This is a genomic window from Pseudovibrio ascidiaceicola (assembly GCF_900114245.1).
GTDB classification, from domain to species: Bacteria; Pseudomonadota; Alphaproteobacteria; order Rhizobiales; family Stappiaceae; genus Pseudovibrio; species Pseudovibrio ascidiaceicola.
Map to the genome: position 1 here is coordinate 1 of NZ_FOSK01000001.1, position 24,131 is coordinate 24,131.

The 24,131-nt window shown below is 50.9% G+C and carries 22 protein-coding genes and 1 pseudogene; 6 read left to right on the plus strand and 17 right to left on the minus strand.

Features of this window, described 5'->3' with window-relative positions:
• Positions 1 to 691: 691 nt before the first annotated feature.
• A complete protein-coding gene (locus BM231_RS00005; RefSeq protein WP_093515816.1) occupies positions 692 to 2,650 on the plus strand; it encodes a M23 family metallopeptidase in 1,959 nt (652 codons plus the stop codon).
• A gap of 44 nt (positions 2,651 to 2,694) precedes the next feature.
• On the opposite strand, the gene BM231_RS00010 is transcribed toward BM231_RS00005, so the two are convergent.
• Both BM231_RS00010 and clpB read right to left on the minus strand, forming a co-directional pair.
• Positions 2,695 to 3,294 carry a DUF998 domain-containing protein gene (locus BM231_RS00010; protein ID WP_093515818.1) on the minus strand — a complete coding sequence of 200 codons (600 nt, stop codon included), beginning with the start codon at positions 3,292 to 3,294 and terminating at the stop codon, positions 2,695 to 2,697.
• 146 nt (positions 3,295 to 3,440) lie between these two features.
• Positions 3,441 to 6,020: an ATP-dependent chaperone ClpB gene (gene clpB / locus BM231_RS00015; protein WP_093515820.1), complete on the minus strand. Its 2,580-nt coding sequence runs from the start codon at positions 6,018 to 6,020 to the stop codon at positions 3,441 to 3,443.
• Positions 6,021 to 6,227: 207 nt separating this feature from the next.
• Here clpB and BM231_RS00020 point away from each other — a divergent pair, with 207 nt between their 5' ends.
• The gene (locus tag BM231_RS00020; RefSeq protein ID WP_093515822.1) at positions 6,228 to 6,998 is read left to right on the plus strand and encodes an MOSC domain-containing protein; all 771 of its coding nucleotides are present in this window, start codon (positions 6,228 to 6,230) and stop codon (positions 6,996 to 6,998) included.
• 118 nt (positions 6,999 to 7,116) lie between these two features.
• Here BM231_RS00020 and BM231_RS00025 read toward each other — a convergent pair whose 3' ends face one another.
• From BM231_RS00025 to BM231_RS00045, 5 genes are all read right to left on the minus strand, one after another.
• Positions 7,117 to 7,848, minus strand: coding sequence for a DUF4167 domain-containing protein (locus BM231_RS00025; RefSeq protein WP_093515824.1), 732 nt, complete (start codon positions 7,846 to 7,848; stop codon positions 7,117 to 7,119).
• A 409-nt stretch (positions 7,849 to 8,257) separates the two neighbouring features.
• The gene (prmC, locus tag BM231_RS00030) at positions 8,258 to 9,142 is read right to left on the minus strand and encodes a peptide chain release factor N(5)-glutamine methyltransferase (protein WP_093515826.1); all 885 of its coding nucleotides are present in this window, start codon (positions 9,140 to 9,142) and stop codon (positions 8,258 to 8,260) included.
• Positions 9,142 to 10,215 (minus strand): peptide chain release factor 1, encoded by a 1,074-nt coding sequence (prfA, locus tag BM231_RS00035; RefSeq protein ID WP_057463460.1) that lies wholly within the window; start codon positions 10,213 to 10,215, stop codon positions 9,142 to 9,144. Before prfA ends, prmC begins: the two co-directional genes overlap by 1 nt.
• 84 nt (positions 10,216 to 10,299) lie before the next feature.
• Positions 10,300 to 12,564: a phosphoenolpyruvate--protein phosphotransferase gene (gene ptsP / locus BM231_RS00040; protein WP_093515828.1), complete on the minus strand. Its 2,265-nt coding sequence runs from the start codon at positions 12,562 to 12,564 to the stop codon at positions 10,300 to 10,302.
• Positions 12,565 to 12,660: 96 nt separating this feature from the next.
• Positions 12,661 to 13,911 carry an aspartate kinase gene (locus BM231_RS00045; protein ID WP_057463461.1) on the minus strand — a complete coding sequence of 417 codons (1,251 nt, stop codon included), beginning with the start codon at positions 13,909 to 13,911 and terminating at the stop codon, positions 12,661 to 12,663.
• 156 nt (positions 13,912 to 14,067) lie between these two features.
• Between BM231_RS00045 and ubiG the strand changes: the two genes are divergently transcribed.
• The 3 genes from ubiG (at position 14,068) to BM231_RS00065 (ending at position 16,375) form a co-directional block, all read left to right on the plus strand.
• Positions 14,068 to 14,844, plus strand: coding sequence for a bifunctional 2-polyprenyl-6-hydroxyphenol methylase/3-demethylubiquinol 3-O-methyltransferase UbiG (ubiG, locus tag BM231_RS00050; RefSeq protein WP_093515830.1), 777 nt, complete (start codon positions 14,068 to 14,070; stop codon positions 14,842 to 14,844).
• A 26-nt stretch (positions 14,845 to 14,870) separates the two neighbouring features.
• Positions 14,871 to 15,584, plus strand: a complete 714-nt coding sequence (locus BM231_RS00055) for an alpha/beta fold hydrolase (protein ID WP_093515832.1) — start codon at positions 14,871 to 14,873, stop codon at positions 15,582 to 15,584.
• A gap of 221 nt (positions 15,585 to 15,805) precedes the next feature.
• Entirely contained in the window at positions 15,806 to 16,375 is a 570-nt protein-coding gene (locus BM231_RS00065) for a phasin family protein (protein WP_093515834.1), read from the plus strand.
• Positions 16,376 to 16,450: 75 nt separating this feature from the next.
• Here BM231_RS00065 and BM231_RS00070 read toward each other — a convergent pair whose 3' ends face one another.
• The 5 genes and pseudogenes from BM231_RS00070 to BM231_RS27315 form a co-directional block, all read right to left on the minus strand.
• Complete coding sequence (locus BM231_RS00070) at positions 16,451 to 17,020, minus strand: DUF1178 family protein (protein WP_093515836.1); 570 nt, start codon at positions 17,018 to 17,020, stop codon at positions 16,451 to 16,453.
• Positions 17,017 to 17,871: a carbon-nitrogen hydrolase family protein gene (locus tag BM231_RS00075; RefSeq protein WP_093515838.1), complete on the minus strand. Its 855-nt coding sequence runs from the start codon at positions 17,869 to 17,871 to the stop codon at positions 17,017 to 17,019. The genes BM231_RS00070 and BM231_RS00075 overlap by 4 nt, the downstream gene beginning before the upstream one ends.
• Positions 17,872 to 17,919: 48 nt before the next feature.
• A complete protein-coding gene (gene grxC / locus BM231_RS00080; protein ID WP_057463560.1) occupies positions 17,920 to 18,183 on the minus strand; it encodes a glutaredoxin 3 in 264 nt (87 codons plus the stop codon).
• Between the two features lie 156 nt (positions 18,184 to 18,339).
• Positions 18,340 to 18,759 carry a ComF family protein gene (locus BM231_RS27105; RefSeq protein WP_208859948.1) on the minus strand — a complete coding sequence of 140 codons (420 nt, stop codon included), beginning with the start codon at positions 18,757 to 18,759 and terminating at the stop codon, positions 18,340 to 18,342.
• Positions 18,760 to 18,927: 168 nt separating this feature from the next.
• Positions 18,928 to 19,185, minus strand: a pseudogene (locus BM231_RS27315) (double zinc ribbon domain-containing protein); the annotation flags it as partial.
• A gap of 128 nt (positions 19,186 to 19,313) precedes the next feature.
• Here BM231_RS27315 and BM231_RS00090 point away from each other — a divergent pair.
• The gene (locus tag BM231_RS00090; RefSeq protein WP_093516941.1) at positions 19,314 to 20,198 is read left to right on the plus strand and encodes a methyltransferase domain-containing protein; all 885 of its coding nucleotides are present in this window, start codon (positions 19,314 to 19,316) and stop codon (positions 20,196 to 20,198) included.
• On the opposite strand, the gene BM231_RS00095 is transcribed toward BM231_RS00090, so the two are convergent.
• The 5 genes from BM231_RS00095 to BM231_RS00115 all read right to left on the minus strand — a co-directional run bounded on the left by BM231_RS00095 (position 20,199) and on the right by BM231_RS00115 (position 23,964).
• Positions 20,199 to 20,414: a Flp family type IVb pilin gene (locus BM231_RS00095; protein ID WP_244527126.1), complete on the minus strand. Its 216-nt coding sequence runs from the start codon at positions 20,412 to 20,414 to the stop codon at positions 20,199 to 20,201.
• Between the two features lie 29 nt (positions 20,415 to 20,443).
• The gene (gene mutT / locus BM231_RS00100; RefSeq protein WP_093515842.1) at positions 20,444 to 20,848 is read right to left on the minus strand and encodes an 8-oxo-dGTP diphosphatase MutT; all 405 of its coding nucleotides are present in this window, start codon (positions 20,846 to 20,848) and stop codon (positions 20,444 to 20,446) included.
• Positions 20,849 to 20,932: 84 nt separating this feature from the next.
• On the minus strand, positions 20,933 to 21,754 hold the full coding sequence (locus tag BM231_RS00105) for a GNAT family N-acetyltransferase (RefSeq protein ID WP_093515844.1): 822 nt from the start codon (positions 21,752 to 21,754) through the stop codon (positions 20,933 to 20,935).
• Complete coding sequence (argJ, locus tag BM231_RS00110) at positions 21,735 to 22,967, minus strand: bifunctional glutamate N-acetyltransferase/amino-acid acetyltransferase ArgJ (protein ID WP_093515846.1); 1,233 nt, start codon at positions 22,965 to 22,967, stop codon at positions 21,735 to 21,737. The genes BM231_RS00105 and argJ overlap by 20 nt, the downstream gene beginning before the upstream one ends.
• Before the next feature lie 127 nt (positions 22,968 to 23,094).
• Complete coding sequence (locus BM231_RS00115) at positions 23,095 to 23,964, minus strand: peptidylprolyl isomerase (protein ID WP_093515848.1); 870 nt, start codon at positions 23,962 to 23,964, stop codon at positions 23,095 to 23,097.
• Positions 23,965 to 24,131 lie beyond the last annotated feature (167 nt).

Sequence of the window (24,131 nt, forward strand, 5' to 3'; positions counted from 1 at the left end):
TCAAACTCTCAGGTTTTACTGAATATTAATCCCAACTTAAATCACGTTTCTGTACTCAAATCTAACCGACCATAAATGGCCAATTAATAGACGAGGAACACGCAAATAATTTAGACCGAAATCCAAATCTTTGGTGTTCTGAAAAACGTAAACTAAGTCAGTTATTCCGTAACAGTGCCTTGTTACCAAAACACTCGCGAATAACCGCCGTCCACGTTTCTCTTTCTTCTTCCGTATTCAATTGTCAATGAACGGAGACTTGCGCCTCAATATCCAGACTTACCTGATCTCTTAAAAACCCCGTAAATCCTTCTGTTTTTGTGCCTCCGAACCGACGCCTCAGTGGCCCGCCCCGGTGGCGTGAAGCGGGTTATAGGGATATGAGCTGACCCTGTCAACGAGCCCTGAGAGAAAACTTCAAAATTTTCACAGGACTGGGGAAACTTTTTCAATAATCGCAAACCCTGTATTTATATGGTGCTTAAAATCGTGGTTTGCCAGCCAAATTCATTATTTTCTCGCCAAATCCATTTTTTCTATAATTTTTCATAGTATCAGCGACAAAATCCAGCCGTATTTGTCTTTCATCAGTTGTTCCCATCTTCAGCATTGTCTATCAATCGTAAACACGTGATGCAGAACTCTGCTGCAGATGGCATCTCTGCCGATTTGGGGAAAGATAAGTAGCTCGATGAATTCTGGTAGGTTCCATACTAATGGAAGGCCTTCCGTCAATCTTGGCAATGAACCTGCTTTGATGGTGGACAGCCTTGCAAGTTCGTCTGACCAGCCCGCACGGCTTAATGGCCGCTGGTTGATCGGGACGATCCTGACCGGCATGACCTCCATTGTATTAATGGGTGGTGCGTTGATGGCCGCGCTAGATGGCCAGTACACCTATAAGACAGCGAAAGCCCCCGCAAGCAACTCAGCAGACCTGGCACCACAGCGTAATTCCAGCGGAAAAGGTGACCGCCTGAGTTCCGCAACCGACGGCTTCTCCAACCGGCAGATCATTGAAGTGAATACAGTGACCCGCAGCGAAGGCCGTGACCACGTAAAAGCCAAGCCATATGCGCTCGTCAGCGCAAGCCTTGAGAACATCAAGAAACAGGAAACAGCTGCAGACATTCCACCGTTCGACCCGATCACTATGTATCAGGGAGAACAGGTCGCTCCGCTACAGGTCGCCAGTGATGCGATCTATGGTGCCGACATTGAAGGTGAAGTATCCATTTCTCAACGCGACTTCCCACTGGAAGCTATGAGCATGGTGGCCCTTCCGGATCATAAAGAAGAAGCTGTTCAGGAACAGGTTAAAAAAGCAGCGATGTTCATGTTGGACAATTCCACCGACATTGCAGCCATCCCGAGCCTCGAAGACTTCAATGCAGGCTTTGCCCCTCTTTCAGAACAGTCATTTGAAAATATCGAAGTCCGCATCACAGAAGAAAACGTCTCCTTCCAGCCCAAATCTCGCAAAATCTCCCAGGCCAATCAGATCGAAGAACGCATTGTTCCGATCCTGACCCAGACTGACTTTATTGACATTCTGCTGGATGGGGAGGCTTCGGAGAAAGAAGCAGAAGGCTATATCAAAGCGTTTACCGAAAACTTTGGTATCGACACAATCAAAGCTGGCCAGATTTTCCGCCTGTCCCTCAACACGGACCAGATTGAAGAAGACGACGGAATCCTTGTCCGCGTTAGCATCTATGAAGATCAGCGCCATGTGGGAACCATTGCTCCAAACGATGAAGGCGAATTTGTTGTAGCACCAGAGCCATCCACGCAGATGGCCGCAGACGCATTCACATCACAGCAGCAGAATTCCGTTGGTCCTCGTGCCACCTATTATGACTCGATCTACCAGACTGGTCTTGATAACGACGTCCCAACATCTCTCATAAAAGAACTCGTTCGCATCTACTCTTATAGCGTTGACTTCAATGCCTCCGTAAAAAGCGGTGATGAGATGAGCGTCTTCTATGGCCTTGATGCAGACCAGACCACTGGCGCCTCCGAAATTCTTTATACATCCATCACCGTGAATGGTCGCTCTCACCGCTTCTACCGTTTCCGCACACCGGACGATGGTGTCGTCGATTATTATGATGAGAACGGCCAGAGCGCGAAGCAGTTCTTGCTCCGTAAACCAATCGCGGCAGGCCGCTTTACATCTGGCTTCGGCATGCGCCGCCATCCAGTGCTGAAAACCCGCCGTTTGCACACTGGCACAGACTGGGCAGCTCCTCGCGGCACCGCAATCTTTGCAGCTGGCGACGGTGTAATCCAAAAAGCAGCTTGGTCTGGCGGATATGGCAAACGTGTCGAGATCAAACACGCTAATGGCTATGTCACCACATATAACCACATGACCGGCTTTGGTTCTGGCATTCAAAAAGGCCAGAAGATCAGACAGGGTTCTGTTATTGGCTATGTAGGAACAACCGGTCTTTCAACGGGTAACCACCTCCACTATGAAGTGAAGGTGAATGGCCGCTTCGTGAACTCCCTGAAGATCAAAGTACCGCAAGGCCGCATCCTTGAAGCTCAGGTGCTTGAGAACTTCAAGCGCGAACGCGACCGCATCAATGCTCTGATGGAGACAGGTCGTCCAAGTCAGCGCGTCGCTTCACTACGGAACTGACCTTAGTTCACCAAAAGCCTCTCACTATTAAAGAGCAAGTAACGTCAAGCTGCTTGCTCTTTATGATGACGCTTGCGCATCAGAATCACGAAAAACCAGAGATAAATGCCAGTCTCCAACGCACGTTGCATGAGGCCACTGACAGCAGTTTCAATAGAGAGACTGAAGAGCATCGCCATTAGGATCAGGCAGGGCAAAACCCAAAAAGGCCTCTCGTAGACTGCTCCAGACAATATACTAAGACCAACAACAGCACAGAAGTAGGCGAAAAAACTAGCAGCCATGTGAATGAGCTGACTTTGGGTTGGATCAGCAGCACTGCATTCAAAATCACACGGAAAGAAAGCTGCAACAGCAATCAGTATTGGATAGCCCGCAAAAATCACCAAACCAAAACGTTCAGCGCGACGACGCATAAGGTGAGAAAAGCAAATCACAAGGCAGGGTAAAAGAAGCAGCTCAACCATCGCGAAACCCCAAAGGTTCATAGCAGCTCCAAAAGGAGCACCAGTTGCCCCAAGCTCACTCATGAACTGAGAACTATGGCTGTAATCTGGATAGGTTGCCCCGCCAATTGCAACGGCTGCCATAAGCCAGAGATAGCTTAGGGCCACAAACGAAATCGCAAAACCAGTTTTACTCATAGCCACCACCAACCAAGAAATTTAGTGCCCCAACTTCAATCTACAGAACTAAGCACAAAAAGCATGCGTTAGAAAAGCCTCTATGGAATGCCCAACAAAAAGGGCCGGAAAATCCGGCCCTCTTCTTTAACTCATGATCAAACCTGTCAGGCCGTTTCAAAAAGTAGCCTGTCTGTTCCTGCAGAAACTCTGATGCTCTGACCGTCAGAAATTGAACCAGCCAAAAGCATCTCTGCCAGCGGATCCTGAACCTGCTTTTGAATCACGCGCTTCAAAGGGCGTGCACCATAAGCCGGATCGTACCCTTTTTCGGCAAGCCAACCCATAGCACCATCATCAAGCTCAAGTTCCATTTTCCGGTCGTCCAGCAACTTCTGCAAGCGGGCCAGTTGAATTTCAACGATCCGGGACATCTGAGTCCGTTGCAAGCGATGGAACAGAATAATCTCATCCAGACGGTTCAGGAATTCAGGGCGGAAGTGCGCTTTCACCGCATCCATCACCGGACCACGAACAGCCTCAGCATCTTCACCTTCTCCCTGGGACGCCAAAAATTCTGAACCAAGGTTCGATGTCATGATTATCAGCGTATTGCGGAAGTCCACAGTACGGCCTTGCCCGTCCGTCAGACGGCCATCATCCAGTACCTGAAGCAGAACATTGAACACATCGCCATGTGCTTTTTCAACTTCATCAAACAGCACTACCTGATATGGCCGGCGGCGCACGGCTTCTGTCAGAACACCACCTTCCTCATAACCAACATAGCCCGGAGGCGCACCGATCAAACGAGCAACACTGTGCTTTTCCATGAACTCAGACATGTCCACGCGCACCATGGCTGTCTCATCATCAAAGAGATAGCTGGCAAGCGCTTTGGTTAGCTCGGTTTTACCAACACCAGTTGGGCCAAGGAACATGAAAGAACCAATTGGCCTGTGCGGGTCTTGCAAACCGGCACGAGACCGGCGCACAGCAGTGGAAACTGCATGAACGGCTTCCTGCTGTCCAACAACACGTTTGGCCAATTCATCTTCCATACGAAGCAGCTTCTCACGTTCGCCTTCCAGCATCTTATCGACGGGAATCCCGGTCCAGCGAGACACGATCTGGGCAATGCTTTCACTGCTTACAGTCTCGTTGAGCATGGTGTTGTCGACATCTTCAGCTGTCTGGGCATTCAAAAGCTTCTTTTCCAGATCAGGAATAACGCCGTAAGCAAGCTCGCCCGCTTTAGCCAAATTGCCAATACGCTGCGCCTGCTCCAGTTCCGTGCGCGCTTCATCTAGCTGCTCTTTGATTTTCTGCTCACCGCTCAGCTTATCTTTTTCAGATTGCCAGCGTTGCGTCAGTGCATTGGATTCCTCTTCCAGATCAACCAACTCTTTTTCAAGACGCTGAAGCCGATCCTTCGTGGCATCATCATCTTCTTTCTTGAGTGCTTCCCGCTCGATTTTCAATTGAATGATCCGACGATCCAACTCATCCAGCTCTTCTGGCTTGGAATCCACCTGCATGCGCAAGCGACTGGCAGCTTCGTCAACAAGGTCAATTGCCTTATCCGGCAGGAAACGGTCCGTGATGTAACGGTTAGACAGCGTTGCCGCAGAAACAATCGCACTATCTGAAATGCGAACGCCGTGGTGAAGTTCATACTTCTCCTTGATGCCTCGCAGAATAGAGATCGTATCTTCAACCGTTGGCTCACTTACAAACACAGGTTGGAACCGACGAGCCAACGCCGCGTCCTTTTCAACATGCTTGCGGTATTCATCAAGCGTAGTCGCACCAACACAGTGCAGCTCACCACGCGCCAGCGCAGGTTTGAGAAGATTGGAAGCGTCCATCGCTCCATCTGTCTTCCCTGCCCCAACCAACGTATGCATTTCATCAATAAAGAGGATCACACCACCCGCAGCGGCTTGCACCTCATTCAAAACACCCTTCAGGCGTTCTTCAAATTCACCGCGATATTTCGCGCCAGCGATCAATGCGCCCATATCAAGAGCAAGTAGCTCTTTGTCTTTCAGGCTTTCCGGCACGTCGCCATTGACGATGCGCAGTGCAAGACCTTCAGCAATTGCGGTTTTACCAACGCCAGGCTCACCAATCAGAACCGGATTGTTTTTGGTCCGGCGGGAAAGAACCTGAATGGCACGGCGGATTTCTTCATCGCGCCCAATCACAGGATCGAGCTTACCTTCACGGGCAGCTTCAGTCAGATCCTGAGCAAACTTCTTAAGAGCGTCGTACTGGTTTTCAGCGGATGCAGAATCCGCAGTCCGGCCCTTGCGTACGTCATTGATAGCTTCATTCAAAGCGTTTGGCGTGACGCCACCTTGCGCAAGTGCCTTCCCTGCTTTGCTGTCTTTATCCATAGCAAGCGCAAGCAGCAGCCGCTCAACAGTGACATAACTGTCGCCTGCTTTCTCCGCTATTTTCTGAGCTTGCTCAAAAAGACGGGCCGTTTCAGGCGCCAGGTACAGCTGCCCGTTACCACCACTCACTTTAGGAAGCGCGGCGAGATCAGTCTCAATCTGTAGACGGACATCCTGCACACGTCCTCCGGCCCGTTCAATAAGACCAGCAGACATGCCCTCACTGTCATCCAGTAAGACCTTTAAAATATGTGCGGGAGTAAACTGTTGATGCCCTTGTCCTAGAGCGTATGTTTGCGCAGACTGAATGAACCCACGCGCACGGTCGGTGTATTTCTCAAAGTCCATATATAACTCCTATGTGCCGTGTCACCCGAAGCATGACGAAGCATTTTGGGAGGATCCGAGCCTCATAAAGAGCACCCGAAGCAGGAGACTTCCCCCTGCACTCTTCATATAGTAGTTCAAACTGCCGACAAAAGAGGGTCCTCGCAAGATCTTGCCACAATCCTTTGTTCCTCATAGTTTCGAATAGCTTAAACAACGGAATTTAATATGACTTTTTCGCCTGCGCATATCACCGCACTCGCAACACATCCAGTTAAAGGCCTTACGGCTCACCCACTTCAGACCACCACAGTAGAAGCCGGAGCTGTCTTCCCGCTGGATCGTGCCTACGCGATTGAAAATGGTCCATGCGGTTTTGATCCAGCAGCCCCACAGCACATTTCAAAAAGCAAATTTCTGGTGCTGGTTCGTTACGAAGACGTGGCGCAGGTCAAATGCACATACGATCTGGAAAACAAAAGCATCACTCTGTCCAAGCCTGACACCGATGACGTCACGCTCTCGCTGGAAACAGCTGAAGGACAGGAAGCACTCGCAGCCTATTTCACTGCACGCATGGGAGAAAAAGCCATTGGCCCGCTCAAGGTCCGCCACGCAGACGACCATGCCTTCACTGATACGGCAGAAAACTTCGTGCATGTCGTGAATCTGGCCAGCGTGAAAGCTCTCTCCGAGACAATGGGCGTCGAAATCGATCCAAAACGCTTCCGCGCAAACATCTATGTTGAGGGCCTGCCAGCCTACGAGGAGTTCAATTGGGCCGACAAAAAGATCCGCTCCAGCTCAGGCGTAGAATTCAAGTTCGCAAAACGTACCCGCCGCTGCGCTGCCGTGGATGTAAATCCAGTCACAGCCGAGCGTGACACCAACATCAACAAGGCACTTCATGGCTCGTTGGGTCATATGGATGTCGGCATCTATCTGGAAGTGCTCAACAACGGCGCGCTCTCTGTCGGTGACACGCTCATCGTCGAGTAAGCCAGCGCCACAACGAGCTATTCGTCCGTCAGCAAAAAAGAAAACCCCGCCTTTTGAGCGGGGTTTTTCATATATCTCCGGCAAACCAGTGAACTAGCAAGCACATCGTCAGACGTGCTTAGCTTTCACCGTCTCCGGTTGTTTCCAAAGCCGCAGGTGCTGGTGCGTCCTCTGCAGGAACACGTGGTGCACGAGTACGCTGTGAACGAGCTGCACGAGGAGTGCGAGCACGAGGCGTACGGCGTGGCTTAGAAGCTGCTTCGTCATCGCCACCTTCTGTTGCCTCAGCAGGTGCTGGTGCACTTGCAGAGGATGAAGATGGTGTACGACGAACACCGCGACCACGAGTACCACGAACACGACGACGTGCTTTGCCATCGTCTTCGTCAGCTGGTGCAGATGCGTCTCCCGAAGCTTCTGCATTCTCGTCAGCCGCTGGAGCTGTTTCGATAAACGGCTGAGGCGTATCGAGACCGATTACAGGCTGAGGGGCTGCAACTGCAACCTCTTGCTCTTCGGTCGCTGCCACAGCGGTTGGAGTTTCAACAGCAGCAGGTGCAGCTTCATCTTCTGTACGCGCAGAAGGAGCAGCAGTCTGTGTGCTTTGGGGTTGAGCAGCAGCGACGATGCGCTGGTAGTGCTCTGCATGCTGATAGTAGTTCTCGGAGGTTACACGGTCCCCGGAGGCCTGAGCATCACGCGCAAGTTGCTGGTATTTTTCAGCAACGTGCAATGCGGTACCTCGGATTTTAACATCCGGTCCATTTGACTCAAAAGTACGTGTCAATGGATTTGGAGCCTTACGCCCCCGTCCACGCATGCGCTTGTTATTCTGATTTCCTGGTCTCATTCTGCCGTTAACTTTCCGGAATAGCAATCGAACCTACTGCGAGGTTCATGGGAGTAAGATCTCCCGGATTCCAAATGCCGTTAATAAGCCTGCGTGTTGATGAGCACAAAGGCCACCAACATCGAAATGCAATCGCATTCGATCGTATAACTGCTTCAATGCGATATCCGACATCTGATCGCAGCAACACAAATGCATTGCTCTCTCAGTTCAACGATACGAGGGGTTGCTCAACTGTCTGCTTTGAAACTATCAACCGACGTCTCTGCCAGGCTCGTCTCACGGTCAGTGAGTGCCCATCCCCATCGTTTTCAGCTTTTAGCTGGTATCGCTTGTCGGCGAGATGAAACTATCTCGTTCCGACGTATTTTCCAAGGGCTTTTTTCCAGATAATTGAATTCTTCGCCAATCATGGAAAAACTACAACAACGACCCTTGGTTGACCGGCCAGATCCTGTTCACAACGAGCCTCCAGCCCCACAAGTTCCCTTGCAAGAGTTGAAAGCTCATCGGCTTGATCAAACCCGATCTCCATTAGGAGTCCACTATTTCTCTTAAGAACTCGTTTAGCGTTACCTATCAATTCTTTATAGGCAGTAAGACCATCCACTCCACCATCAAGCGCCAGCATAGGGTCATGCTGCTTAACTTCATGGCTCAACCCTTCAATTACAGAGCTGCGAATGTACGGTGGGTTACTCACAATAAAATCAAAAGATCCGCTCAGTGTATCCAGATAAGAACCGCGAACAGGGATAAATCGGTCAAGAACCTTGTTGTTTGCTGCGTTTTGTCGCGCAGTCTCCAAAGCCTCTTCACTGATATCAACAGCAAGACAAATTGCATTGGGTAATTCAGTCAGGAGCGCAATCGCAACTGCTCCTGTGCCAGTTCCGATATCTGCAAAAACCCATTCTTTTTCCAAGCCGCCATGGGCCTGACAGAACGCAATCGCAGTTTCAACCAGCGTTTCCGTGTCTGGCCGTGGCTCCAATGTTGCCGGAGACAACGAAAACTCCAGCCCCCAAAACTCCCGCTTACCCAGAACACGCCCCACCGGCTTTCCAGCAAGGCGTTCTTCCACATATCGGGAAACAACCGCCAGTGTCTCTGGCTTGATCACCTGATCATACTCCAGAATCAGGTTTCTCGGCTCAATTTCAAGGGCTTCTGCAACAAGGACACGTGCATCCAAATCTGCCTCAGCCAGGTCTGCATCACGAAACAGGCTCCGCACCGCTAGGTACAAAGCCTGCACATTTTTGAGGTCGAAATTATCGAAGAGGCCGGACATTAAAGTCCTTCATCGGCGAGCAAGTTCGCTTGATGGTCCATAATCAGAGCATCAATCACTTCACCCGTAGCTTCGCCTGCGATCATCTGGTCAAGCTTATACAACGTCAAACCAATACGGTGATCAGTCACACGACCCTGAGGGAAGTTGTAGGTACGGATACGCTCAGAACGATCACCGGAACCAACCTGAACACGGCGGGCCTCAGTCCGCTCATTCGCAGCACGCTCACGCTCCACATCGTAGATCTTCGCCCGCAGCAACTTCATCGCGCGGTCTTTGTTCTTATGCTGAGACCGCTCATCCTGCACTGCAACCACAATCCCGGTCGGGTTGTGCACAATACGAACAGCAGAGTCGGTCGTGTTCACGTGCTGACCACCTGCGCCTGATGCACGGTAGGTATCGATGCGCAAATCAGCAGGATTGATCTCCACGTCCACTTCTTCAGCCTGCGGAAGAACCGCAACTGTCGCTGCGGATGTGTGAATACGGCCACCGGATTCAGTCTCAGGCACACGCTGCACACGGTGAACACCGGACTCAAACTTCAGCTTACCAAACACTTCCTGACCAGTTACAGCCGCCACGATTTCTTTGAAACCGCCCATGTCCCCTTCAGAAGAGGACATCACTTCAACTTTCCAGCCATTATTGTCTGCAAAGCGCTGATACATACGGAAGAGATCACCAGCAAACAGCGCAGCCTCGTCACCACCTGTACCGGCGCGCACTTCAAGAATAACGTCGTGAGAATCGGCTTTGTCTTTTGGCAAAAGCCCAATGCGAACTTGCTGGGTCAGCTCTTCGACAACGCCTGTCAGCTCATCACGCTCAAGCTGTGCAAGTTCTTTCATCTCCGCATCGCTTTCAGGGTCTGCCAACAGTGCTTCCGCACCTTCCAGATCACCCTCGGCTTTGCGAAGTTCACGAATGGACTTCACAATTGGATCGAGTTCCGCATAGTCCCTTGAAAGCTTGATATATACATCCGGTGCAGGACCAGATGCCATCTCGGCCTCAATACCTTCAAAGCGTGCTAGCAGTGTGTCTAGTTTTTCTGGTGCCAGCATTTCGCGGCAACTCCTCAAGCGTTAGGCAGCTAATTTAAAAGCGCGACAGCCTCTCGGGTCTGCGGCAATCGAAATCTATGCTGCTTATACCGGAATATTATTTTCGGATGCAAAGTTCGCCAGGAACTCGCGAATGTCGTCCGTCCCTTTACCCGCTTCCAATTGTTTCAGCAACTCTTCTGAAAGTGCTGATAGATCCAAAGAGCGTAACATCGCCTTAACAGGACCAATAGAAGCCGGCGACATAGAGAGATTTCTATATCCGATCGCCAGCAAAGCCATCGCAGCAAGGGGTTGGCCGCCAAGCTCACCACAAAGGGTAACCGGCGTATCCATCTTATCGCCAATAACGACAATCTTACGCAGCGCCCGTAGGAAGCTAGGAGACAGAGCTTCAAACCGCTCCGCAACCAGTGTGTTGCCACGATCAACCGCGTAGAAAAACTGGAACAGATCGTTGGAACCAACAGAGACGAAATCCACTTCCTTGTAGATCTCTTCAAGCTGATAGAGCAGCGCTGGAACTTCCAGCATGACACCAAGCTTCAGCTCTTTTGGCGTATCATGGCCATGCTGACGCAAGTGCTTCAGCTCACGCTCAACGTAATCCCGTGCCTGCTGAAATTCAGAAACATCAGCCACCATAGGGAACATGATGCGCAAGGAGCGCCCTGCCCCTGCATGCAACATTGCCCTGATCTGGGTACGCAACAAACCCGGACGATCCAGCCCAAAGCGAATTGCACGCCAACCCATCGCAGGGTTCTCTTCCTGCGCCAAACGCAGGTAAGGCAGAACTTTATCACCGCCAATATCCAGAGAGCGGAAAGTAACTGGCTTGTCACCAGCGGCATCCAGCACCTTGGAATACAGTGTGTGCTGCTCCTGCATTCGTGGGAAAGCAGAGGCAACCATAAACTGCAACTCAGTACGGAAAAGACCAACACCATCAGCGCCAGCATCTTCCATACTTGGCAAATCAACCAGCAAGCCAGCATTCAGCTGAAGCTTAACGTCCACACCATCTTTGGTAACGGTCGGCTCATCACGAAGCTGACGGTAAATCTCCTGACGCTTGGAGCGCAGTCGAACTTTATCAGCAAAAGCTTGTTCAACATCATTGGCTGGACGAAGGAAGATCTGGCCGATCTCACCATCCACGATGATGGCATCAGTCGCTTCCACTAAGGAAACAATGTCTTCAACCTGCCCAACTGTCGGAATGCCAAGCGCACGCGCAACAATGGTGACGTGACTTGTCGGGCCGCTTTCTTCCAGAACAAGACCGCGAATGCGATCCCGATCGTAGTCCAGCAGCTCAGCTGCACCCATATTACGCGCAATGATGATTGCATCTTTCGGCAGATCATCTTCGCCGCTGTGGTTCTTGCCCATCAGCTCCCGAATGAGGCGGTGCGCCAGATCATCAAGATCATGCAGACGCTCACGCAAATACGGATCTGTCTGCCGGAGCATCTGAGCGCGTGTATCGCTCTGAACTTTCTCAACAGCAGCTTCAGCCGTCAAACCATTGCGGATTGCTTCATCAATCTTCCGGATCCAGCCACGGTCATAGGCAAACATCCGATAAGCTTCCAGAACTTCACGGTGCTCACCGTGCTGAGAAAACTCACCGCTTGCCAGCATATGATCAAGCGACTGACGTAAGCGCGTAACAGATTCTTCGAGGCGCTTCTTTTCAGTGTCCGCATCCTCGGCAATCAGATTGGTGATAACCACACGCGGTTCATGCAGAACCACATGTCCAAGGCCGATGCCATCAGCAAGGGCGACACCCTTCAGATGCATCGGACGGATCACATCAATCGTTGTGCCTTGCTGCGCAATCGCTTCCAGCTCACCCGCCGCGACCATTTCTGCGATTACCATCGCAGTTGTCTGCAGGGCTTCTACTTCGTCTTCAAAGTAGGTCCGGTGGTCTTTGTTCTGAACAACAAGCACGCCAAGCGTACGTCCTGCACGCAGGATCGGCACACCAAGGAAAGAGTTATAATTCTCTTCGCCCGTTTCCGGACGATAGGCAAACGCCGGGTGCGCCTGCGCATTTGGTAGGTTCAGCGGTCTGGCATCAGAAGAAATCAAGCCAACAAGACCCTCACCAACCTTCAGAGAAGTATGGTGAACCGCATCCTTATTGAGGCCCTCTGTTGCATACAGCTCAAGAACCCCATCCGCGCGCAAAATGTACACGGAACACACTTCCGCAACCACGTTTGCCGCGATCAGACGTACAATCTTGTCGAGCCGTTCCTGCGCATTAATCGGCTCCGCCATCACTTCACGAAGCTTACGGAGGAGTACGCGCGGTCCGGCCAAGCTGCTGCGCATGCTCCGCCCTACCTATAATTCTGCTGGCCTTTTAACAGGCCACGTTGTGCCTTGGAAGTTGTCCAAGACACAACAATATTCTCGACAGTAGGATACCTAGCCGTCAAGTCCGTATAGCGAATGGAGAGTACGAACCGCAAGTTCCGTATACGCGGAATCGATCAGAACTGAGATTTTAATCTCAGATGTCGTAATCGCGCGGATGTTAATCCCCTTCTCAGCCAGGCCTTCAAAACACTGGGCTGCAACACCGGCATGCGAACGCATACCCATGCCGATTACGGAAACTTTTACAACATCAGTAGCGCCTTCGATATTCTCGAAGCCAATTTCCTCGACGTTCTCCTCAATTACCTTGCGCGCACGCTCGTAATCGCTCTCTGGAACGGTAAAGGTGATATCGGTCGTCTTTCCATCTGGGGAGATGTTCTGAACGATCATGTCTACGTTGATGTTGCCTTCTGCCAACGGGCCAAACACTCTGGACGCAATGCCAGGTTTGTCAGCAACGTTGCGGATAGAAATCTGTGCTTCGTCTTTTGAGTAAGCGATGCCAGTGACGACTTGTTGTTCCAAAATCTCGTCCTCGTCGCAAATAAGTGTACCTACAGGTGTTCCATCAGCGCTAATCTGCGGGGCATCCGGATCATCAAAGCTGGAACGTACAAACGTACGAACGCCGTGAACCATCGCCATCTCAACAGAACGGACCTGCAAAACCTTTGCACCAAGAGAAGCCATTTCCAGCATCTCTTCAAATGCAACACGTTCCAAACGGGTTGCCTTGGCCACCACACGCGGGTCGGTCGTATAAACACCGTCCACATCCGTGTAGATATCACAGCGGTCTGCCTGAATGGCAGCAGCAATTGCCACTGCACTGGTATCAGAACCACCACGTCCAAGTGTCGCCAGCCTGTTGTCCGGGGCAACGCCTTGGAAACCGGCACAAACAGCAACCTGTCCACGCTCCAGGCGTTCAATGAGAGTTTGACCTTCAATACTCTCAATACGCGCTGCGCCATGGGCTTCATTCGTACGGATAGGAATCTGCCATCCTTGCCAGGACCGCGCTTCCACACCCATGTCTTGCAGCACAATCGCCAACAAGCCAGAAGTTACCTGCTCACCAGAGGCAACAACCGCATCGTACTCACGCGCATCATGCAGCGCTGCAGCATCTCTTGTATAACCGACCAAGGTATTCGTCACGCCAGCCATAGCGGACACGACAACAGCAACCTGGTTGCCTGCTTCCACTTCACGCTTTACATGCCGCGCAACATTTCTAATACGCTCTAGGTCGGCAACGGAGGTGCCGCCAAACTTCATAACCAAACGGGCCATCGCTTCCCAAATTCCTCCGAGGGCCTTTGTGATGAACCGATCATCACTACAAACGGCGCTAATCCATACAACTAGCGCCCTTCTATCGCAACCAGCGGCTTGACAAAAACCGCGATTAGACCCACCAGTACCGGTATGAAAGTGGAGAGTTGAGCTATGAGCACCGCGCAAAAACCAAGCAACGCCGCCAAAAACCCGGCACAAACCACAATCGACCCGGCGGAAGTTGCGCATTTCTCATCAATTGCATCGGAATGGTGGGATCCGACTGGAAAATTTCGCCCTCTCCACAAATTCAGCCCAGTTCGCATCTCCTATATCAAAGAATACGCTTGTGACCATTTTGGTCGGGATGAAACATCCCCTAAGGCATTAGAAGGTCTACGGATTTTAGATATCGGCTGCGGCGGTGGCCTACTCGCTGAGCCAATGGCTCGCATGGGCGCAACCGTTGTTGGAGCAGATGCCTCTGAAACCAACATCAAAGTAGCCACACTTCATGCACAGCAATCCGGCCTTGATATCGACTACCGTGCGCAAACTGCTGAATCTCTGGTGGAAGCTGGGGAGCAGTTCGACATCGTGCTCAACATGGAAGTCGTGGAACATGTTGCAGATGTTCCACTGTTCATGAACTCCTGTGCAGATCTTGTGCGTCCTGGTGGAATGATGTTCGTTGCAACTATCAACAGAACTCTGAAAGCCTATGCCCTCGCGATTGTCGCAGCAGAACGCGTTCTTCGCTGGTTGCCAAAAGGCACCCACCAATATGAGAAGCTGGTTCGCCCGGAAGAACTGGAAGCACCCCTCAATGAATCTGGCATGAACATTTACGAGCGCTGCGGTGTGAGCTTCAATCCATTGACAGACAGTTGGTCCAGAACAACCGATCTGGATGTAAACTACATGGTAATAGCTCAGAAGCCAGAGTAACAGCTGGCATCCAATGACTAAGGAGAATGAAAATACCAGAAACAGCACCTGCCGAAACTGTCGTTTTCATTCCCGGCCTCACCAGCACCGGCACTTTGTTTGGCCCTCAGATTAATTCTCTGAAAGAGCGCCCAATCATCATTGCCGAAACCTGCGCCATGGACTCCATAGAGGCCATGGCACAAAGACTGCTGGATCACACCCCAGAAAAATTCGCTCTCCTCGGCATGTCCATGGGTGGTTACGTCGCTCTGGAGGTGATTCGACTGGCGCCTGAACGTATCAGCCGTCTTGCGCTCATAAACACCAACGCCAGAGACGACACTGCCTCCCAGACGCAACTTCGCCATACGCAGATGGAGATTGCGAGGAAGGGAGGCTTCCACAAAATCGCCTCCATGCAGTACCCTCAACTCGTCCACCCTGCCCGCCACGACGACACAGCGCTTCGACAAGTGGTATTCGATATGGCTGCTGACATTGGTACTGATAATTTCCTGAAGCAGCAAAACGCTATCATCAACCGCCGAGATCAAAGAGCAGACCTCCCGGCAATTCAGTGCCCGACGATGATCGTTGCAGGCGAAGAAGACAGTTTGCTTCCGCTGGATAGATGCCGCGAAATGCATGACGCAATACCAAACAGCAAGCTACACATCATCCCGGATTGCGGTCATCTGTCTACACTGGAACACCCGGTCCATACCAGCGAACTCATTCAAGACTGGTTGGATGTGTAGCTACGCCTGCAAATTTAACTAGTTCTTCAGAAAAAAGCCGCTGAAATCCCTTAGAATCCAGAATATCATTTTGCCAATATTAGCGCCTATAAACAGGAGGGTGTACGCGGCGTAAGTTACCGGCAAACGAGCTTCTTCCAACTTCCCTGATCGCTCGAAAGATATTGTCTCAAGACCTAGATCGCCGCCCGAGAACTTGATCAAAGTCCGGAGGAGACACGATGTTAAACATCGACAAAGAAATGAAGGAAGCAATGGACCGCTGGACCGTTGCGACAGATGGACTGCCTTGGCAAGGCTGGTTTTGGGCGCAGGGTGGAGACCAACTTTCCAACACAGCGTTGGAGCACGCAATTTCCAACAACAAGTCCATGCTTGAGAACTATCAGGCAATCATGCACGCAAACATGTCCTTCTTTAACAAGCGCATGAAAGCCAACACGGATTTCGTTCAGGAGATCTGGGATTGTCCAACTGGCATTGAGTTCTCAAAACTTGCCAGCGACTTCATGCAGGAAGCTTTTGAAGATTGCCGTCAGGAAGGCGCCCGCCAGATGAACCAGATGTCCTCCACAATGAAGGGCACGGTTTCCAAAACGCAGAAGGCAACATCAGAAGCTTTGACGAGCATTGATGATCTGAAAGCAATGGCACAGGCCGCTCCAACAAAAGTACCGGCTAAACCTCGCCGCAGAGTGCCTCGCAAATCAGCAAGCACACGCAGTCGGACAAAGAGCGCGGATAAACCGTCTTCCCCCCGAGCCCCGGGTAGAAAAGACGTGTCAGCCTGATTGAGCCACAGAATAAAAAAGGCGCCCTGCTAAACGAGGCGCCTTTCGTTTTACTGCCACGGCAGCATGGAAAATTCAGTTGCGGTCTTCTGGCAACACCGGAAGCGGCATCAGTTCAATACCCTCTTCCAAAAGCTCCTGCGCATCGTCGGGAGTAGTTTCTCCATAGATACCGCGCTCTTCGGTTTCGCCGTAGTGGATCTTGCGTGCTTCCTCGGCAAACTTATCGCCAACATATTCTGAGTTGGTCACAACCTGCTTGCGGAACTCTCGCAGTGCCTCCACCAGTTCCTTGGCTTTCTCAGGAACCTTTTGCAGATCAACAGCTGGGGTTGCCGTAGCAACAGGCTGATCAGAACTCGCTGGGGCAGCTCCACCACCTACCTTCTGTTCACTCGCGGCCTTTTCTGTAGCTTTAGCCTGCGCGGCAGCAACAGCTTTTGAAACCTGATGTTCGACCTGCGCCTTTTTCTGGCTTCTCGAAGTAGAAACATTCGGCGCCATCAAGCGTTTATGGATTGATGCACTATCACAAAACGGGCACGTGACCAGCCCCAACTCTTTTTGCTTGTCGTAATCGCCAGAATTCCGGAACCATCCGTCAAATTCATGCCCATCGTCGCAGGCAAGTGAGTAGTTAATCAACTAACCATCTCCCCATTGAGGGAAACAGTCGCAACGGAAAACTCACGTGCATTTTCGATAGCAGGAATACGTCGACGCGCTTCATCCACTTTTGCCATTTCAAGTTCACCCAGCAAAACGCCCGGTTCATCATGATCAAGCTCTGCAATCACTTTGCCCCAAGGGTCAATCATTAAGCTATGACCATAGGTCTGGCGATCATCTTCATGTGTTCCACCTTGTGCAGCCGTCACCACAAAGGCACCATTCTCAATCGCGCGCGCACGTTGCAGCACATGCCAGTGCGCTTCACCAGTTTGCTTGGTGAAAGCAGCCGGACCAGTCAAAACCTGCGCTCCAGCCTTGGATTGCTCGCGGAAAAGAGCGGGCTGACGAATATCATAGCAAATCGCCATACCAAGCTTGGCCACACCTAGATCAACAACCGGAGACACATTGCCTGCGCTGTAGCTTTCAGACTCACGCCAGCTTTCTCCGTTTGGCAGATCCACATCGAACATATGGATTTTATCATAACGAGCGGTGATCTCGCCTTCAGGAGAAATCATAAAGCCGCGGTTGGCCAGCTTGTCATCTTCAAGCCGAATTGCCAGAGATCCAATATGGATCCAGATATTCAATTCATCAGCAAGCGAGCTCAGTTGTTTCAAAAATGGATCATCACTTTCGAAACTGGAGGCAGCAAGTTGCGCTTTGCGGCTACGTTCCAGCACATTGGTCATCTCAGGCGTTTGCACATAAACCGCGCCTTCAGCAGCAGCTTCTCTTATCAACGCCTCACAGACATCAAGATTTTGGAACGGGTTACGTCCCGTTCTCATCTGGACACATGCAGCCACAAAACTTGTCATCAACTCTCACTTTCAAAGCGTAGTTTGCAATACGCTTCCTAAGCTTCTTTAAAGACCAACACTCAGCAGACCATCGAGGTGTCCGCGACGCTCCAATGCAAACAGGTCATCACAACCGCCAATATGCTCAGATCCGATAAAGATCTGCGGGAATGTGTTTGCACCATTTGCTTTGGCAATCATTTCCTTACGGATCGTTGGATCTTCGCTGTAGTTAAATTCTTTATAATCAACACCCTTCTCATCAAGAAGTCTTTTTGCACGAGCACAGAAGCCGCACATATCACGGGTGTAGATAGTAACTTGAGCCATATTCTTGTCCTTTGGATACACAGCGAAGGCCAATAGAAATTCAGCCATCAAAACTGAAGTTTATATGGCTCACGACCAAGTAAACCGCAAGACCACCTCAACTCAAGTTGATCACTTCGTTATATCGCATAGGCTGAAACAGCCTTTCAACAACTCTCAATCACTATCATCAGACATATTTTCAGGATCGACCAGAGCAAAAACAAGTACATCAACCTGTTCCGCACCTGCAGCTTTCAAAACCCGAGCACATTCTTCAACGGTTGCCCCAGTCGTCAATACATCATCAACCAGCACCACATGAGCACCAGATACCTTTGGCAGAAAATGATCGGCAATTGCAAAGGCACCTTTTACATTGGCTGTCCTTGCCCCTCGTTTGAGCCCAACTTGCTGGTTGGTGCGCCTTGTTCGAACTAAACCGTCAAGAAGCACCTGTCCCGACAAATGACGACCAACGTCCTTCACCAGCAAGGCGGATTGATTATAGGTACGCTCTCGCAATCGCGAACTATGGAGGGGAACCGGAACAAGAAAGCTCTCAGCTTCGACAAGTTCTGCCGCTGCATTGAGCATACACCTGGCAAGAAACTTCGATAACCGTATCTCTCCATAAAATTTGAACCGCTTCACCAATTCTCGTGCGGGCCCATTATAGAGGGCTGCGGCCCGGGCTCGATCATAATCAGGTGGATTAACAAGAGCAGTAGCACTCCAGGCGTTCGGTCCCAACTCATAATGCAACGGCACACCAAGCCGCTCACAATAAGGAGGCGAAATCAATTCCAGTGTCTGCCAACAAGAAAGACACAAACCACCTTCACCCTGAACCAAATCGGTGCAAATCGGGCAACTATGAGGAAACAGAGCATCCAGAACAAAGTGTAACCCCCGCCGTAAGTGAGAGGCCACCTTAATATTGCGTAAGCTGGGTTTGAGAGGTTGCTCAGCTCTATCCACTGCATCAGGCAACCACTCCAGAGAAGAAAACTTGTCGCTCATCTGTGCTCACCGTATATACCTGCAGAAGAAATAAGCTAACAAAGCCTCCGTCGAACATCACTCCATGTTCAATGGGGTTATAATTTCCAATAGTGCACACGCAGCACAATCTGGCCAAAGGCGCCCTCATGAGCGAACACACTCTCTTCGATCGTAAACTCATTGCACAACGTCGCATGACAGCATTGAAGAGAGCGCAAGAAGGCGCTGATTTCTTGATGAAAGCGGCTGCCGCAGATTTACAAGATCGTCTGGAGTTCATCAGCAGAGAGTTTAATTGCGGAGTTGATCTCGGCGGTCACACCGGGCACATTTTTGAAGCACTGAAAGCATCAGGAAAAATCAAACACTTGCTGCGAGCTGATCTGTTCGATGCAGACCCAAATCTGTCTGAGCCTGATTTGATTTTGGATGATGCAGTCCTGCCTTTCGCACCGGAAAGCTTGGACCTGATTGTGTCTTCACTTAACTTGCAGATGCTCGACGATCTTCCAGGAACACTCGTCCAAATTAAACGCGCCTTGAAACCAGATGGTCTTTTTCTCGGCCTGTTATTAGGGACTGACACGCTCGCTGAACTACGTGATTGTCTGATGCGCGCCGAAATGGAAGTAAGTGAAGGCGTATCGCCACGCGTCATCCCATTTGCAGACACAAGAGATCTGGGCAGCCTCCTCCAACGCGCAGGCTTCGCACTCCCAGTAACCGACATAGATCGGCTAACCGTCAGATACGACACCATGTTTGATTTGATCAGAGACCTGCGAGCAATGGGCGCAACCAACCCACTCAAAGAACGCTTGAAGACACCGACAAGCAAGAAGGTCTTCATGAAAGCGGCAGAGATCTATGCGCGGGATTACTCAGATGCAGATGGTCGTATCCGTGCAACCTTCACCTTCGCATCCCTGTCTGGCTGGGCACCGCATGAATCTCAGCAGAAACCACTAAAGCCCGGCTCTGCAAAGCACAGCCTGGCCGAAGCTCTTGGTACAAAAGAGATAAAGTCCTGATTAGTTGGAAACTACCGAAGCGATTGTGTCAGCCAAAAATTGGAAATTATCAGAAATCGTTGCCCCAATTGCTGTAGCAGCTGCAACAATAGCAAGAACAATCAAACCAGCAAGAATGGCGTATTCAACTGCAGCGGCTCCGCGCTCGTCTTCGGTCATATGAGCAATCGTAAATCCACACTTTTGATTGTGATACGCTTTCTCATTCAACGCCATTACTGCCTCTTGTTCTCCGTGATCTCCCGCTAATAAGACACAAGGTCGATTAGATGCGGGATCAACGGCTCATCTGCTGGTGGCATTTCATAATCACGTAAACGCACTGCCCGTACCCATTTCAGGTTTTGCCCCTCTGCCCCGTGAGGTGTGCCCGACCAGCGCCTACAAACGTAAAGTGGCATCAGCAGATGAAAATCTTCGTAAGTGTGGCTCGCGAAACTTAGGGGAGCAAGGCACTCTTTTTTAACTGTAATTTCCAGTTCCTCAGATAATTCACGGATCAAACAGTCCTCTGGTGTCTCACCGGCTTCGATCTTCCCACCCGGAAACTCCCAGAAACCCGCCATTGATTTGCCCTCAGGGCGCTGAGCAAGCAGAATGCGGTTATCAGCATCAATCAAGGCACACGCCGCAACCATCACAATTTTCATTTATTTTCCCGTTTCACAAAGGACCACTCTGAAAACCTTTTGGAAACCATACCAAAGGTCCCGAGTGAAATTTTACTGTTTTTCTTAAGGCTGGGCATCTTTGCAATAGTGATAAGCATAGGCTTCTCGATACCCGAGGGAATCGTAGAGCTCTACAGCAGCAGTATTATCTGCCACCACTTGCAACCAGGCAGTTTCCGCACCGCGCTTAGCCCCAAGACTCTGTACTTCGCACATCAAAGCGTAAGCCAGCCCCTGACGACGAAACGCTTCAGCCGTCTTCACACTAAAGATGCCGAGTAGATCGCCATCCACCACACCAAGCAGAACAGCTGCAGGAACACCGTCTTCGGTTTCCAGCACCAACCCAATCAATTCAACAGTCACTCTGGAAAGCACATCATGAAGTGCCTGCACGGTTTCGCTCAAAGGCTCTCCACGCTTAGCGCCCGAAACTTGCGCGTAATTAGAAATCCACTCACCTAATGAAACCTCGGCAAGCTTGTACCCTGCAGGCACCTCAGTATCGCCAAGCCCCCAGATGGATCGTGACAGCACCAGAGTTTCAACAACGCGAGCATAATTCTGAGAAGTCAGCACTTGATCCACTTCTGTTGGAACCAAAGGCGTCCAGCGAACATGGAATGGCGTCTCAAGTCGCTTGAAGCGCGCGCGCGCAGCATCCAGACGGCTCTCAGCTTCATCACCATCCTGGGCATCATAGAAGTTCAGAGAGTTGTTGCGACGTGCACTACCACCTGGTGAGAGACGGGAGATCCAGCTCCCGTCATGATGCGCCATGAGGCTGGGAAAGCAGTTCAGATTTGCCTGCTCCAGCTTCAAGACTGTTTCCAAATCGCAGTTCGGTTGGCGAGGTTGAACCCGCTTAGCTTCTGTAGTCACCATTGATTGCCACATATTCCTTGGTGAGATCACATGTCCAGACAGTCGCACCGCCATTTCCAATACCAAGATCAACCTTCAGGATGATCTCGTCTTCTTTCATGACAGCAGACGCTTCTTCTTCGCTGTAGTCTGGGTCACGCTCTCCTTCAACCGCAACACGAATGTCGCCAAACCAGATTGCCAGCTTATCACGGTCAGCAGGCTCACCCGCCTTGCCAACAGCCATCACGACACGGCCCCAGTTCGCATCTTCACCAGCAAATGCAGTTTTCATCAAAGGAGAGTTTGCAATCGCCATAGCGATCCGCTTTGCAGAAGTTGCACTCTCCGCACCTTCCACCCGCACTTCAACAAACTTGGTCGCACCTTCCCCATCACGAACGATCATCTGAGCCAGCTCAAGCATCATGCTGGAGAGAGCCTCACGGAACTCCACAAGGCGTGGATCCGCAGCATCTTCAATCCAGTCACCCCCGGCAGAACCAGTAGCTGCCAACAGCACAGTATCAGAGGTGGAGGTATCACTATCAACCGTAATAGAGTTAAAGGAACCGCCCACACACTCAGAAAGCGAGCTCTGCAAAGCAGACGCTTTAATCGGAGCGTCAGTGAACAGGAAGCCAAGCATAGTTGCCATATCAGGCGCAATCATACCGGCGCCTTTAGCAATACCGTTCAACGTAACAGTCGCATCACCCAGCTTCACGCGACGAGTGCTCATCTTAGGGTAAGTGTCCGTGGTCATGATCGCCTTAGCCGCGTCCATCCACTTGTTGGCAACAGCATCAGCCACCAGACCATCCGCCACACCAGCAAACTTCTCAGCCGGCAGCGGCTCACCAATCACACCAGTGGACGCCAGATACAGCTCATCAGCAGCAAACCCGGAGGCTTTTGAAAGAATGTCCGCAGAAAGCTCAACAGATGCGAGCCCCTTCTTGCCCGTAAACGCATTCGCATTCCCGGAATTGACCATGATCGCCCGCGCAACGCCCTTGGAAAGGTTCTGCTTGCACCAGTCAACCGGAGCACTCGTGCATTTAGATGTCGTGAACACGCCCGCAATCTGCGCAGGCTCGTCAAACACAGCAAGAAGAACATCGGTACGTCCTTCATACTTCAAACCGGCAGCAGCTGTCGCCAGTCGAACACCTCTAACCTCCGGAAGGTCAGGATAGGACGTGGGTGCGAGCGGAGAAATGGTCGCGGACATGAAAACCTCCCGAAGAAAACAGTGCCTTTACAGCAAAAAAGTAGCCCCGGAAGGCCTAAGCCATCCGGGGCTACAAAAACAAGATGTTTTATTTCAATAATCAGCAGAGCTAGTAAGCACAGGCCTATTATTTGCTTTCTTCAGCTTTTGGCTCATCAGCATCCGCACCGATGATTTCCACAGTGTTCTTGGCTTTCAGCTCTTCAAGCACCTCACGGAATTTCGTCAGAACCAGCTCCTGGCGGATCTGACCTTCAGCTGTTTCAAAGGCTGGAGCAGACTGTGTACGTGCTTCCTTGTTCAGAATAACGTGGTAACCGAACTGTGTTTGCACAGGCTCTTTTGTGAACTCACCCGCTTTCAAAGCAAAAGCAGCTGTTTCGAACTCAGGAACCATCTGGCCTTTTCCGAAGAAACCAAGGTCACCACCGTTAGGGCCGGAAGGACCAGTGGACTTTTCCTTTGCAAGCTCAGCAAAGTCCGCACCACCTTCAAGCTGCTTGATGATGTCCTTTGCTTCATCTTCTTTTTCTACAAGGATGTGCGCTGCATTAATCTCTGGAGCACCCTGATAGTTGGCATACTCAGCCTCATAAGCAGCCTTAACTTCGTCTTCGGTAATAGCGCTCTGAATGTACTTCTGGAAATACGCATTGCGCAGCGCGCGCGTGCGCTCAAATGCCATTAAGCGTTTAAAATCATCAGTTTCTGCAAGTTTTTCTTCTGCGCCAGCTTCTGCAAGCAGGTTCATCTCAACCAGCACATCGGTCAAAACCTTGCGCCATTCGGTTGGTGGAACACGCTGCAATTGCTGCGCGTAATCCTGAGCTGCATAAGCAAGATCTGCTTCTGTAATAACGCTGCTTCCGACCTTGGCAACTGGCTTGTCCAGATCAGGTGCAGTGTCTGCATCCTGCGCCTGAGCAACATTCAGACTAACGGCCAGTGCGGCAACTGCAACGGAGTTACCAAGGATCCCTGTAAATTTACGAAGCATAAGATCTCTTTCTTTCCTGTTTATGGAGAGTTTAAAAAGAGTTGCAAAACAACAAAGCTTTATGTTGCGACGGCAACTGCCGTTGACAACCTTAGAGCCCACTCTTATCTCTCTGTCGCCTGCTTTTTACGCGCAGGTGCTTAATATGCTGTGACTCATGTCAGAAC

What these genes read in the sequence shown, in the direction of transcription:
- BM231_RS00005 (WP_093515816.1), top strand. Translation starts at nt 692, where the DNA reads ATGAATTCTGGTAGGTTCCATACTAATGGAAGGCCTTCCGTCAATCTT.
- BM231_RS00010 (WP_093515818.1), bottom strand. Translation starts at nt 3,294, where the DNA reads ATGAGTAAAACTGGTTTTGCGATTTCGTTTGTGGCCCTAAGCTATCTC.
- clpB (WP_093515820.1), bottom strand. Translation starts at nt 6,020, where the DNA reads ATGGACTTTGAGAAATACACCGACCGTGCGCGTGGGTTCATTCAGTCT.
- BM231_RS00020 (WP_093515822.1), top strand. Translation starts at nt 6,228, where the DNA reads ATGACTTTTTCGCCTGCGCATATCACCGCACTCGCAACACATCCAGTT.
- BM231_RS00025 (WP_093515824.1), bottom strand. Translation starts at nt 7,848, where the DNA reads ATGAGACCAGGAAATCAGAATAACAAGCGCATGCGTGGACGGGGGCGT.
- prmC (WP_093515826.1), bottom strand. Translation starts at nt 9,142, where the DNA reads ATGTCCGGCCTCTTCGATAATTTCGACCTCAAAAATGTGCAGGCTTTG.
- prfA (WP_057463460.1), bottom strand. Translation starts at nt 10,215, where the DNA reads ATGCTGGCACCAGAAAAACTAGACACACTGCTAGCACGCTTTGAAGGT.
- ptsP (WP_093515828.1), bottom strand. Translation starts at nt 12,564, where the DNA reads ATGCGCAGCAGCTTGGCCGGACCGCGCGTACTCCTCCGTAAGCTTCGT.
- BM231_RS00045 (WP_057463461.1), bottom strand. Translation starts at nt 13,911, where the DNA reads ATGGCCCGTTTGGTTATGAAGTTTGGCGGCACCTCCGTTGCCGACCTA.
- ubiG (WP_093515830.1), top strand. Translation starts at nt 14,068, where the DNA reads ATGAGCACCGCGCAAAAACCAAGCAACGCCGCCAAAAACCCGGCACAA.
- BM231_RS00055 (WP_093515832.1), top strand. Translation starts at nt 14,871, where the DNA reads ATGAAAATACCAGAAACAGCACCTGCCGAAACTGTCGTTTTCATTCCC.
- BM231_RS00065 (WP_093515834.1), top strand. Translation starts at nt 15,806, where the DNA reads ATGTTAAACATCGACAAAGAAATGAAGGAAGCAATGGACCGCTGGACC.
- BM231_RS00075 (WP_093515838.1), bottom strand. Translation starts at nt 17,871, where the DNA reads ATGACAAGTTTTGTGGCTGCATGTGTCCAGATGAGAACGGGACGTAAC.
- grxC (WP_057463560.1), bottom strand. Translation starts at nt 18,183, where the DNA reads ATGGCTCAAGTTACTATCTACACCCGTGATATGTGCGGCTTCTGTGCT.
- BM231_RS27105 (WP_208859948.1), bottom strand. Translation starts at nt 18,759, where the DNA reads ATGCTCAATGCAGCGGCAGAACTTGTCGAAGCTGAGAGCTTTCTTGTT.
- BM231_RS00090 (WP_093516941.1), top strand. Translation starts at nt 19,314, where the DNA reads ATGAGCGAACACACTCTCTTCGATCGTAAACTCATTGCACAACGTCGC.
- BM231_RS00095 (WP_244527126.1), bottom strand. Translation starts at nt 20,414, where the DNA reads ATGGCGTTGAATGAGAAAGCGTATCACAATCAAAAGTGTGGATTTACG.
- mutT (WP_093515842.1), bottom strand. Translation starts at nt 20,848, where the DNA reads ATGAAAATTGTGATGGTTGCGGCGTGTGCCTTGATTGATGCTGATAAC.
- BM231_RS00105 (WP_093515844.1), bottom strand. Translation starts at nt 21,754, where the DNA reads ATGGTGACTACAGAAGCTAAGCGGGTTCAACCTCGCCAACCGAACTGC.
- argJ (WP_093515846.1), bottom strand. Translation starts at nt 22,967, where the DNA reads ATGTCCGCGACCATTTCTCCGCTCGCACCCACGTCCTATCCTGACCTT.
- BM231_RS00115 (WP_093515848.1), bottom strand. Translation starts at nt 23,964, where the DNA reads ATGCTTCGTAAATTTACAGGGATCCTTGGTAACTCCGTTGCAGTTGCC.